At 70.2% G+C, this 11,910-nt stretch carries 8 protein-coding genes; 3 read left to right on the forward strand and 5 right to left on the reverse strand.

Translation table 11 applies throughout. The annotated features are described in order from the left end of the window. Nucleotides 1–4: 4 nt before the first annotated feature. The 5 genes from K7C20_RS26235 to K7C20_RS26255 form a co-directional block, all read right to left on the reverse strand. Nucleotides 5–3,091 carry a sensor histidine kinase gene (locus tag K7C20_RS26235; RefSeq protein ID WP_053209327.1) on the reverse strand — a complete coding sequence of 1,029 codons (3,087 nt, stop codon included), beginning with the start codon at nucleotides 3,089–3,091 and terminating at the stop codon, nucleotides 5–7. 397 nt (nucleotides 3,092–3,488) lie between these two features. After that, complete coding sequence (locus tag K7C20_RS26240; protein ID WP_222892663.1) at nucleotides 3,489–4,082, reverse strand: GTP-binding protein; 594 nt, start codon at nucleotides 4,080–4,082, stop codon at nucleotides 3,489–3,491. Next, the gene (locus K7C20_RS26245; protein WP_030087818.1) at nucleotides 4,063–4,473 is read right to left on the reverse strand and encodes a DUF742 domain-containing protein; all 411 of its coding nucleotides are present in this window, start codon (nucleotides 4,471–4,473) and stop codon (nucleotides 4,063–4,065) included. The genes K7C20_RS26240 and K7C20_RS26245 overlap by 20 nt, the downstream gene beginning before the upstream one ends. Before the next feature lie 104 nt (nucleotides 4,474–4,577). After that, nucleotides 4,578–4,991, reverse strand: a complete 414-nt coding sequence (locus K7C20_RS26250; protein WP_018087200.1) for a roadblock/LC7 domain-containing protein — start codon at nucleotides 4,989–4,991, stop codon at nucleotides 4,578–4,580. Nucleotides 4,992–5,000: 9 nt separating this feature from the next. Next, nucleotides 5,001–8,726, reverse strand: coding sequence for a sensor histidine kinase (locus tag K7C20_RS26255; RefSeq protein ID WP_053209329.1), 3,726 nt, complete (start codon nucleotides 8,724–8,726; stop codon nucleotides 5,001–5,003). Nucleotides 8,727–9,317: 591 nt separating this feature from the next. On the opposite strand from K7C20_RS26255, the gene K7C20_RS26260 reads away from it, so the two are divergent. The 3 genes from K7C20_RS26260 (at nucleotide 9,318) to gltX (ending at nucleotide 11,839) form a co-directional block, all read left to right on the forward strand. Then, nucleotides 9,318–9,509 (forward strand): hypothetical protein, encoded by a 192-nt coding sequence (locus K7C20_RS26260; protein WP_030087829.1) that lies wholly within the window; start codon nucleotides 9,318–9,320, stop codon nucleotides 9,507–9,509. A gap of 82 nt (nucleotides 9,510–9,591) precedes the next feature. Beyond that, entirely contained in the window at nucleotides 9,592–10,365 is a 774-nt protein-coding gene (locus K7C20_RS26265; RefSeq protein ID WP_030087830.1) for a fumarylacetoacetate hydrolase family protein, read from the forward strand. Beyond that, complete coding sequence (gene gltX, locus K7C20_RS26270) at nucleotides 10,358–11,839, forward strand: glutamate--tRNA ligase (RefSeq protein ID WP_030087831.1); 1,482 nt, start codon at nucleotides 10,358–10,360, stop codon at nucleotides 11,837–11,839. The genes K7C20_RS26265 and gltX overlap by 8 nt, the downstream gene beginning before the upstream one ends. Nucleotides 11,840–11,910 lie beyond the last annotated feature (71 nt).

Here is an 11,910-nt window from a genome sequence, read left to right on the forward strand (position 1 = left end):
CACACTAACGCTCCTGATCGTAGGTGCTGCCGGGGCCGTAGCCCTGTTGGTCATTCTGGGGGACCCCGTTGGGGTCCGTTCCGACGTTGCGTCCCTGCTGGACTCCGCGGCGCAGGTTACTCAGCCTGCCGCGGACGTCCTCCGGGGCGCGGGAGACCTGGGGGCCGCCCTGCGGCGTCTGCTCCGCGGCACCTTCGACCAGGTTGGCCTTGGGCACCCGCCGGGGGAGGCCGGAAGAGGTGACTCCGCCCGCCTTCGGCTCGCGCAGCTGCTCCGCCCGCTCCCAGCGATCATCGTTGGAGCTGCGCCAGTCGGAGCCGTCCTGGCCGGTCTCCGGCGTGCTCCGTTGCTGCTGCACCTGCGGTGCCTGCTGGTCGCGGCCTCCGCGGCGCGGAAGGCCGGCGTCCGTCAGCGACGGGGCGTCGCTCGGTGTGGGGCCCGGACGCTCGAATGGTACGCGCTCGGGCGCGTCAGCGGGAGCGGCAGTTGTATTCCGGTCAGATTCCGCTTCGGTCCCGAAGTAGCCCTCGAATGCGGGGCGTTCGGCCCATTCGTCCGGCTGTGCCGCTTCGTGGGAGACGAAAGGCTGCTGGCCGGTGGTCTCCGCGAAGCTCGGCTGGCCGAATGCCTGGTTGCCGTGCGACCGGTCGTCGTAGAGCGGTTGATCGGCTTCCGCATATGCCTGGGACGGGTAGTCCTGGTAGGCACCGCCGGACGGCGCCTCGTCCCGGAAGAGCGGACGCTCGCCCCCCTGGTACTCGGCTTCCTGCTCACCGGCCGTCTGGGCCTCCAGGGCGGCCCGGCGCTCCTCGCGGAGCAGCGAGCGGCCCACCATGTCCATGTCGCCGGTGTCCGCGCGGCCGTAGCGGGTGTCGTCGAAGCCCAGCTCGGCGGCGGTGCGCTGATGGTTCTCGTACGACGCCTGCTGGTGCTCGGGAACGATACGGGAGACCGTGAAGTCGTCCTCGTACTGCTCCTCGCCGCCACCACCGTGGGTGATCGCCTCGGGCAGCATGACCAGGGACGTGGTGCCCGCCTGCTCGCCGGAGGGGCGCAGCTGCACCCGGATCCCGTGCCGGTCGGCCAGCCGGCCGACCACGAACAGGCCCATGCGCTGGGAGATCGCGGCATCCACGCTCGGCGGGTTGGCCAGCTTGTGGTTGATGTCCGCGAAGTCCTCGGGGGTGAGCCCGATGCCCTTGTCATGGATCTCGATCATGACCCGGCCGTCGGGCAGCCGGGTCGCGGCGACCCGCACCTTGGTCTGCGGGGAGGAGAACGTGGTGGCGTTCTCCAGCAGCTCGGACAGCAGGTGCACGAGGTCGGTCACGGCGGTGCCGTGGATCTCGCTCTCGGGGACGCCGGTGAGCTCGATCCGCTCGTACGACTCGACCTCGGAGGTCGCCGCCCGCAGGACGTCGACCAGCGGCACCGGCTGGTTCCAGCGGCGGCCGGGTTCCTCGCCCGCGAGGATGAGGAGGTTCTCGCCGTTACGCCGCATACGCGTGGCGAGGTGGTCGAGCCGGAAGAGGCTCTCCAGCTGGTCCGGGTCCGCCTCGTTGTTCTCCAGGTCGGTGATCAGCTCCAGCTGGCGCTCGATCAGGCCCTGGTTACGGCTCGAGAGGTTGGTGAAGATCGCGTTGACGTTGCCCCGCAGCAGCGCCTGCTCGGCGGCGAGCCGGACGGCCTCGCGGTGCACCTGGTCGAAGGCGCGGGCGACCTCGCCGATCTCGTCGGTGGTGGAGATCGGGATGGGCTGCACACGGGTGTCGACCCGGCCCGGGTCGGTCCGCGAGAGCTGGTCGACCAGCATCGGCAGCCGCTGCTCGGCGATGCCGAAGGCGGCGGTACGCAGCTGGCGCATGTTGCGGCTCATCCGGCGGGCCATCAGACCGGCCACGACGAACGCGATGATCAGCGCGGCCAGCACGATGCCGGAGTCGACGAAGGTGGACTGCCTGGCGTCCTCGGAGATCTGGGCCGCCTCGTTCACGGCCTTGTCCGCCAGGTCCTTCTCGATGGACCGGTACATGTCGAACTTGCCGGTCGCGGCCGCGAAGTAGGTGTCGGAGGTGAGGCCCCGCACGCTCAGCGTCTCCGGCGCCGCGCCGGTGGCGATCAGGGTGCCCATCTGGTCGATCGACGGCGGGGTGCGGAACGGCCGTCCTGCGGCCTGCGCCTGCGACTTCGCCCGTGCGATCTTCTGCTGCGCGGCCTGCTTGAGCTCGCCGGCGTCCTTCTTCAGCCGCTCGACGTCCTCGGGCGTACCGCCGGAGGTGTACTCGCCGATGGCGATGCCCTCCAGGTAGCGGTACGACGCGAAGGCGGTCAGCTGGAGCTTGTGCTCCTTGCCGCCCTGCGGGGTCGCCGGGTCGACCAGGAGGTGGGTGCCGATGGAGCGCTGGAGCGACTCGGCGGCCTTGGCCAGCGCGATGGCGTAGACGGTACGGCCGTACGAGGTGATGTTGCCGGTGCCCAGGCCGAGCTCGTTGGCGAACTCCATCAGCGGGTGCTGGACCTCGACATAGCCCTCTTCGGTCTGCACTCCGCGCAGCTTGGAGGTGTAGGCGGCCTGGCGCAGCTTCTGGAGCTTGGGCTCGACCTTCTCGAACACGGCGAGACGGCGCTTGAGGCCCGGCTTGTCCGGTATGGCCTTGGCGGCCTCGTGGAAGGTGTCGGCGGCGCTGTCGGTGGCGTCCCGAGCCTGCTGGACGACCGGGTCGTCCTTCTTGCCCTTCAGCAGCGGTGCCGCGGTGCGGTCCCGCTCATCGATCAGGGCGGTGCTGTAGGAAGCCGCGGCGCGCACCAGCTTTGCGGTGTTCTCCGCGTCCTGCGCTTCCTGCCAGGTGCCGAACGAGCTGTCCACCCGCAGACCGCCGAAGACCAGGGCGACCAGCACGGGGATCAGCAGAATGGCGTTCAGGCGGGTCGCCACGCGCCAGTTGCGCGGGGAGTACTTGCCGCCACTTACCGGAGGCTTCGCGACCGTATTTTCGGGCGCGTCGGAAGCCGGTAGGCCACCTCTGGGTGGCGGGGTGAAGTTGCCCCGCCGCGTTTCCTGCGGCTCGGGGCTCGCCTTGCTTCGCCTCACTCGACCAACAACCTCTCGGCGCCGGCACTCATTTGCTGTGCCGTTTCTTCTGGGCGTTCCTACTCCGGAGTTCAGCGAATTTCAGCACGTCAGGGCGGTGCGTTCCAAACACTGGGTAAAGCTGGAGCAGGGGCGAAAGGCCCTTAGATAAAAGGGGCGTTAAGGGCGAGCCGCGCCAAAGTGCAAGAGAATTGTGAGCGCAGCGAAGCCAGGCATGCGCACGGGGTGTCGAAAGCCCGCTGATTCACTGTCGAAACGTTATGAAGCAAATTTGTGGGCGTGTCGAAGGACACAGATCCACTCACGGATGCCGGGAACCCGTCCAGGGCAGGGGGTGTGCCCCCCGGTGATAACTGCCGTACGGCCCGCCCCCGATGCGGGGCGGGCCGTCGGTGGGCTACTGGAGCCGCGCCATCAGCGCGTGCTCCACGAGCGTGATGAGCGCGCTCTTGGCCTCGCCCCGGTGCCGGGCGTCGGTCATGATGATCGGGGCCCCCGGGCCGATCTGAAGCGCCTCGCGCACCTCGTCCGGCGTGTGGGGCTGGTAGCCCTCGAAACCGTTGAGGGCGATGACGAACGGCAGACCGCTGTTCTCGAAGTAGTCGACCGCCGCAAAACAGTCGGCGAGACGGCGGGTGTCGACCAGCACCACCGCGCCGATGGCGCCACGGACCAGGTCGTCCCACATGAACCAGAAACGGTCCTGGCCCGGCGTACCGAAGAGGTACAGGATCAGGTCCTGGTCCAGCGTGATCCGGCCGAAGTCCATCGCCACGGTCGTGGTCGTCTTGTCCGGCGCGTGCGTGAGGTCGTCGATCCCCGCCGAAGCGGAAGTCATCACGGCCTCCGTGCGCAGCGGATCGATCTCTGAGACGGCCCCGACGAACGTGGTCTTGCCCACGCCGAAGCCGCCCGCCACCACGATCTTGGCAGAGGTCGTGGCGGGGGCTCTGTTCCCGTCGGAACCGCTGTCAGAGCTTGCGAAGTCCACTGAGCACCCTCTCGAGCAAGGTCACATCCGGCGTGCCGCCGGCCTCACCACTGCCACCGGGCTGGTGGATCGCCACCATCCCGGCCTCTGCCAGGTCCGCGACCAGAATCCGCGCCACACCCAGCGGGATGTGCAACAGCGCGGAGACCTCGGCAACCGACTTCACCTCACGGCACAGGTGGCAGATCCGCTGGTGCTCGGGCAGCAGCCCGGGCAGCTGAGAGGGGTCGGCGGTCGTGCTGACCAGCGCCTCGATGGCGAGCTGGTAGCGCGGCCTGGTCCGGCCTCCGGTCATGGCGTACGGGCGCACCAGCGGCTGGTCACCTTCGCTCCCGTACGGCGCTTGGCTGTACGCGCCGTACGGGCCGGAAGTGGCAGGTGGCGGGGTCATGGGTCCTCCGGGCGGGACAACTGACTGTCGTCGGGTTGGGCCGGTGGGGGGTGCGGCACATGGGTGGGTGGGGTGCTGAACGGTGCGGCGCTGCGGGCGCCGCGTCAGTGCAGCAGGCTGCCCTGCAGTTCGGCGCGGAGGTCGGGCGTCAGGACCGTGCCTGCGCGGTCGACCAGCAGCGCCATTTCGTAGCCGACCAGGCCGATGTCGCACTCGGGGTGTGCGAGCACGGCCAGTGACGATCCGTCCGAGACCGACATGATGAAGAGGAACCCCCGCTCCATCTCCACGACGGTCTGGTTGACCGTTCCCCCTTCGAAGATGCGGGAGGCGCCGGAGGTCAGCGAGGTCAGGCCGGAGGCCACCGCCGCCAACTGATCGGCACGGTCGCGAGGGAAGCCCTCGGACATCGCGAGGAGCAGCCCGTCCGCGGAGACCACCACCGTGTGCGACACCCCGGGGGTGTTGTCCACGAAGTTGGTGATCAACCAGTTCAGATTCTGCGCCGCCTGGCTCATCGGACTCAACTAACGCTCCTGCTGGTGAGTGGGATCGACAACGCCGTGGGTGCCGGTGGACGACGACCCGGCCTGCCGGCCTTGCTGGATACCCCGACGGAGATTGGTCAGCCGCCCCCGCACCTCATTGGGCGCGCGCGAGACCTGCGGACCGCTCTGGTTGGACTGCTGTTGCGCGGTGCCCGCGACGAGGTTCGCGCGCGGGACCCGGCGGGGCAGCCCGGAGGTGGTGATGCCACCAGCGGCGGGCTGGCGGATCTGCTCCGCCTGCCGCCAGGTCTCGTCGTTCGGCGAACTGCGCCACTGGGGCGACTCGGCCGGCGCCGCGTTGCGCGCACCGTTGACCGGTGCGTCGTTGCGGGCGCCGCCGCGTGCGTCGCCGTCCTGTGCGGACCCGCGGCGGGGCAGCCGGGGAGCCTCGGGCTCGGCGTCACCCTGGGGCGGCACGCCGGCCGCGGCGGCCGCGGGGGTGTTGAACCAGTTGGACTCGATGGTGTCGAAGATCGGCGTACGGCCGTCCCCGGGACCGGCGTCCGCGCCGCCGAGCACATCGGCGGACGGCGCACCGCCCTCCTGCGGCTGCTGCACCGGGAACTGCCCGGTGCCCTGCGACTCGTCGGCGTACGCGCCGCGGTCGCTGCCGGGCCGCTGGTACTGCCCGGCGTCGCCACCGGGCCGCTGGTACTGCCCGGTGTCGCTACTGGGCCGCTGGTACTGGCCGGTCTCGCTGCTCGGCCGCTCGTACTGGCCGGTGTCGCTGTCGGTCTGCGGCGACCGGGGCGTCTCGTACTGGCCGGTGTCGTACCGGTCGTACTGCCCGGTCTCGTACCGACCCGTGTCGTACTGGCCCGTGTCGCTGTCCGGCAGGGCGAACTGCCCGGTGTCACCGGGCTCGTTGCCCGCACCCCGGCCGGCCGGACGCGCGCCCTGCGGGCCGCGTCCGCCCTGGGAGCCGTCCGCGGCGGGCGGCGGACCGTTGAAGTCGGGACGGGCGAACGCCGCGGTGTCACCGGGGCCGCCGCTCGGCGCGGGCCGCTCGAAGCTGCCGGTGCTCTCCGGCTCCTCGTGGCCACGCGGCTGGTCCTGCGCGTCGCGGGGCGCCAGCGGCCAGTCGTCGGAGCCGCCGCGCTCACGGCGCGCGCCCCAGCTGGTACCGCCGGGCTGCTGAGCACCCTGGCCGCCCTGGCCGCCGGCGGGCGGACCGCCGGGCAGCTCGGCCGCGGGACCCCGCGCCGGCAGCTGGGGACGCTCCTCGCGGCGCGGCGCGCCGGTGGGCGGAGCCACGGTGGGCGCCGGGCCGTTGTCCGCGCCGCGGGTGGGCAGCGAGGGACGCGAACCGGTGGGGCGTCCCGCGGGCGGGCGGGCATCGCCGCCCCGCGCCGGGGCGCCGGGGGAGCCTGCGCCGGGAGGCGCCGTACGGCCGGACGGTGCCGAGGCACCGAAGGCGTTCGGGGCACCGCCGCCGGGACCGCCGCGGCCGGGCAGCGCGGGGCGCCCGCCGGACGCGGGGCCGGAACCGACCTGGCCGCGCGGCTGGAGCCCCGCGAGCCGGCTGGCGGGCGCGCCGCCGACGTCACCGCCACCGCTCTTCGCGGTGCTCGGTACCGGCTTCTTGCCGCCCTGGGCGAGGTCCACCGGCAGCATGACCAGCGCGGTGGTGCCGCCGGAGTCGGAGGGCCGCAGCTGGATACGGATGCCGTGCCGCAGCGACAGGCGGCCGACCACGAACAGACCCATGCGCCGGGACACCGAGACGTCCACGGTCGGCGGGCTGGCGAGCCGCTCGTTGATGGACGACAGATCCTCGGGCGACAGGCCGATACCGGTGTCGTGGATCTCGACCAGCACCCGGCCGTCGGGCAGCGCGTGACCGGTGACCTTGACCTTGGTCTGCGGCGAGGAGAACGAGGTGGCGTTCTCCAGCAGCTCGGCGAGGAGGTGCACGAGGTCGTTGACGACCCGGCCGGCGACCTCGGTCTGCGGAACGGCGTTGAGCTCGATCCGCTCGTACTGCTCCACCTCGGAGGCGGCGGCACGAAGGACGTCGACCAGCGGGACGGGCCGCGTCCACCGGCGACCCGGCTCCTCACCGGCGAGGACCAGGAGGTTCTCACCGTTACGGCGCATGCGGGTGGCGAGGTGGTCGAGCTTGAAGAGGGAGGACAGCTGGTCCGGGTCGGCCTCGCGGGACTCCAGTTCGGAGATCAGCGAGAGCTGACGCTGGATCAGGCCCTGCGAACGGCGCGAGAGGTTGGTGAACATCGCGTTGACGTTGCCCCGCAGCAGCGCCTGCTCGGAGGCGAGGCGGACCGCCTCGCGGTGCACGTCGTCGAAGGCCGCGGCCACCCGGCCGATCTCGTCCCGGCTGTGCACACCGACCGACTCGACGGAGGTGTCCACGTCCTGCGGGTCCGACTCGGACAGCTGCTTGACCAGCTCGGGCAGGCGGTCCTGGGCGACCTTCTGCGCGGTGTCCTGGAGCCGGCGCAGCGAGCGGACCATGGACCGCGCCACGACGAACGCGCCGACCAGCGAGACACCGAGGACGAGCAGGATCAGCGCACCGCTGATGATCGCGGACTGGGTGGCCTCGTTGCGCAGCTCGCGGGACTTCTGCTCCATCTCCGAGAGCAGCGTGGTCTCGATCCGCGACATCTCGTCGATCTTGACGGTGTCGGAGTCGTACCAGTCGAGGTACCGGTAGTCCTGGCTGCGGATGCCGGCGCCGCTGGCGAAGGCCCGGTGCGCGAAGGCGACCGCGGCCTTGATCTCGTCGTTGTTGCCGTCCAGGCCGCGGGTGAGCGCGCCGGCGTTGTTGGTGTAGATCTGCGAGAAGCGGTCGCGGGCCGCCTTCTCGCTGTCCTCGGCGTTACGGCCGGCCAGCCGGTCGTTGGAGGAAAGCTGCGGGCCGCCCTTGTGGGCGAGGCCGGCACTGACCAGGGCCCGCTGGATCGACGCGTACTCCTTGGCCGACGAGAACGCCGCCAGCGCACGGGTACTGCGGATCATCTCCGGGTTGCTGGTCGCCTGCGCCATGTCCTGGGACAGGTCCAGCAGCGACTTGATCAGCTGGTTGTAGCTGGTGACGGTCCGCGCGGAGTTGTCGCCGTCCTTGTAGGCGTTGCCGCGGATCTCGTTGAGGGTGTTGAGCTGGCGGCCGATCTCCAGGACGGTCGCCCGGACACCGGCCATCGTGGCGTCCTGGCCCTGGATGTCGCCGGTGGCCTGGTTGAACGACAGCTTGGCGCGGTCGGTCGCCTCACGGGGCGCGACGACGTTCGCATCGTCCTTGGAGTTGCCGCTGCCGGCCAGCGGACCGGCCGACTTGTCCCGCTCCACCTGCAACGCGTCGGCGAGCTCGGTCGCCTGCCGCGTCATCTCGGTGAGCAGCTGCATCTTGTCGAGCTGGTCGATGTTGTCCAGCGATGTGCCGATGCGCATGCCGCCCAGCGTGGTCGCGGCGACCACGGGGAGCGCGAGCAGGGAGACCAGGCGGGTACTGATGCGCCAGTTGCGCAGCGCTATTCGCGAACCGGGGCCACTCGCGCCCTTCGGCGCCTTGGCCTTACTGTCCGCGGCGTCATTGCCCGGCGCCTGACCGCCTCCGTCGACGGGCAGAGTGCCCCCGGCGGAACCGTTGCTCTGGGCGCGCTGGGGCGAGGAGGCGCGGTCTGTCCCGCCGCGCAGCTCCGGGTCCGCCGCAGCGCTGCCATCCCTCTTGAAACGTCCCTGCACTAGCGTCGCAACCTCTGGACCAGGCGTCCCACCTCGGCGGGACGGTGTCGAGTCTTATGGGGGACCGCTGAGTCCCCCATGGCGGTCGTGAATGACCGGCGGGCTGCTCTCTCTGGCCGAGAGAACGGCACCACCGCGCGGCGCTACGTTGCGCCCTGCGCGCCGGCTGAAACGTGCGGCGGTCCGTGGAATTCCAGCACAGTGCAGGATCTCCAACAAGAGCGGAGCCGCGCACTGTGACTTGGGTGACGCAATGTACGGAGCGCGTCACGACTTGTAGAACGTTCCCCCGTCCATAACGGACTTTTGTCCGCGAGTCGTTCGCCCGCGCCGGCTGCCCCAGGTGCGGTGATCGGGAGTGGAACGTGCACTTCAGTCCGCCATTGTCCGATTCGCCCAGGGATGTTGATCATGGGAAATGCGGCATTTGTCGCACACTTCGTGAGCAAACTCACAAGAAGATCGTTGGGATTCCCCGTACTTCGCAGGGAATAGGCTGCATAGCCTGACGCTTTACACGGTTGCCCTATGTGACAAGGCAGCTTTCGCCCGGCCCTTTCCCGATCTTTCGATGACGCGAGGCACGCAGCAGTGAAGACGACGATGATGTTCCGCAACATAGCCAACCCGCGGCGCACCACCCTGGCCCACCTCAACGACGCCGACGAGCTCGGCACCGAGGTCATCCAGGCGCCGGAGCACACCATCGACCTGCCGGCCCAGACCGCCAACCCCCGCCGCACCGTCCTGATGGACGCCCCCGCGCAGGACGTCCCGGCGTAAGACGTCGCCGGATCGGCAGCAGCCCCGCGATAGCCTGGAGTGTCAACTCCGGCCAGTGATCAATGAGGGGCAGCGGCAACCCGTGCGCATCGCCAGATTCTCCATCGACGGCAACGTCGGCTTCGGCGTCCTCGAAGGCGACGAACTCGACGTCATCAAGGGGCATCCCTTCGCAGAATTCGAGCGCTCGGGGCAAAAGGTCCCCCTCGACAAGGTCCGGCTGCTGCCGCCCGTCCTGCCCAACAAGGTCGTCGCGATCGGCCGCAACTACGCCGAGCACGCCGCAGAGCTGGGCAACGCCGTCCCGGACGTACCGGTCACCTTCTTCAAGCCGTCCACCTCGGTGATCGGCCCCGGCGACCCCATCGCGTACCCCTCCTTCTCCCAGGAGGTGCACCACGAGGCGGAGCTCGCCGTCGTCATCGGCCGCATGTGCCGCGAGGTGCCCCGCGAGCGCGCCAAGGACGTCATCCTCGGCTACACCTGCGCCAACGACATCACCGCACGCGATGTGCAGCAGCGCGAGAAGCAGTGGGCCAGGGCCAAGGGCTTCGACAGCTCGTGCCCGCTCGGCCCCTGGGTCGAGACCGGCCTGTCCCCCGAGGACATCGCCGCCGGCCTCGCCGTCCAGTGCACGGTCAACGGTGAACAGCGGCAGCTCGGCCGCACCAGCGACATGGTCCGCCCGGTCGAGGACCTGATCGTCCACATCACCGAGGCCATGACCCTGCTCCCCGGCGACGTCATCCTCACGGGCACCCCGGCCGGGGTGGGCCCCCTCAACGTCGGCGACGAGGTCGCCGTCACCATCGAAGGCATCGGCACTCTCACCAACAAGGTGATCAAGCGTGGCTAACGCGACCCCCGTCCGCGTCCGTTTCTGTCCCTCCCCGACCGGTAACCCCCACGTCGGCCTGATCCGTACCGCCCTGTTCAACTGGGCCTACGCGCGGCACAACAAGGGCTCCCTGGTCTTCCGGATCGAGGACACCGACGCGGCCCGCGACTCCGAAGAGTCCTACAACCAGCTGCTGGACTCCTTCCACTGGCTCGGTTTCGACTGGGACGAGGGTCCCGAGGTCGGCGGCCCGCACACGCCGTACCGCCAGTCGCAGCGCATGGACATCTACAAGGACGTCGCCGACAAGCTCCTCGCCGCCGGCCACGCGTACCACTGCTACTGCACCACCGAAGAGCTGGACACCCGCCGCGACGCGGCCCGCAAGGCCGGCCGGCCCTCCGGTTACGACGGCACCTGCCGCACGCTGACCGACGAGCAGAAGGCGGCGTACGAGGCCGAGGGCCGCACCTCCATCGTCCGCTTCCGGATGCCCGACGAGCCGATCACCTTCACCGACCTGGTGCGCGGCGAGCTGACCTTCACCCCGGAGAACGTTCCGGACTACGGCATCGTCCGCGCCAACGGTGCGCCCCTCTACACCCTCGTCAACCCCGTCGACGACGCGCTGATGGAGATCACCCACGTCCTGCGCGGCGAGGACCTGCTCTCCTCCACCCCCCGCCAGATCGCCCTGTACAAGGCGCTGATCGAGCTGGGCGTCGCCAAGACCGTCCCGGCCTTCGGCCATCTGCCCTACGTCATGGGCGAGGGCAACAAGAAGCTCTCCAAGCGTGACCCGCAGGCGAACCTCAACCTCTACCGCGAGCGCGGCTTCCTCCCCGAGGGCCTGCTCAACTACCTTGCGCTGCTCGGCTGGTCCTTCTCGGCGGACCAGGACATCTTCTCCGTCCGCGAGCTGATCGAGAAGTTCGACATCGCGGACGTCAACGCCAACCCGGCCCGCTTCGACCTGAAGAAGGCCGAGGCGATCAACGCCGACCACATCAGGCAGCTGGACGTGAAGGACTTCATCACGGCCTGTGAGCCCTGGCTGAAGGCCCCGCACGCCAACTGGGAGCCCGAGGACTTCGACGAGGCCGCCTGGCAGGCCATCGCCCCGCACGCCCAGACCCGCCTCACCGTCCTCTCCGACATCACCGCCAATGTCGATTTCCTGTTCCGCAAGGAGCCGGTCGAGGACGAGGCGTCCTGGACGAAGGCGATGAAGGGCGACCCGGTCGCCCTGCTCACCACCGCCCGCGCCGAGCTCGAAGCCGCCGACTGGACGTCCGGTCCCGAGCCCCTCAAGGAGGCCGTCCTGGCCGCCGGCGAGGAGCACGGCCTCAAGCTCGGCAAGGCACAGGCCCCCGTCCGGGTGGCGGTCACCGGCCGCACGGTCGGTCTGCCGCTCTTCGAGTCCCTGGAGATCCTCGGCAAGGAGCGCACCCTCCAGCGCATCGACGCGGCCCTGGCCAAACTGGCCGGCTGACCTCGCAGCACCGCCCCCGGGCCCGGAAGCCGCACGGTTTCCGGGCCCGTGGCCTGTCCGGAGCACTCCGC

This window comes from Streptomyces decoyicus (assembly GCF_019880305.1).
In the GTDB taxonomy this organism is placed as follows: domain Bacteria; phylum Actinomycetota; class Actinomycetes; order Streptomycetales; family Streptomycetaceae; genus Streptomyces; species Streptomyces decoyicus.

What these genes read in the sequence shown, in the direction of transcription:
- K7C20_RS26245 (WP_030087818.1), bottom strand. Translation starts at nt 4,473, where the DNA reads ATGACCCCGCCACCTGCCACTTCCGGCCCGTACGGCGCGTACAGCCAA.
- K7C20_RS26250 (WP_018087200.1), bottom strand. Translation starts at nt 4,991, where the DNA reads ATGAGCCAGGCGGCGCAGAATCTGAACTGGTTGATCACCAACTTCGTG.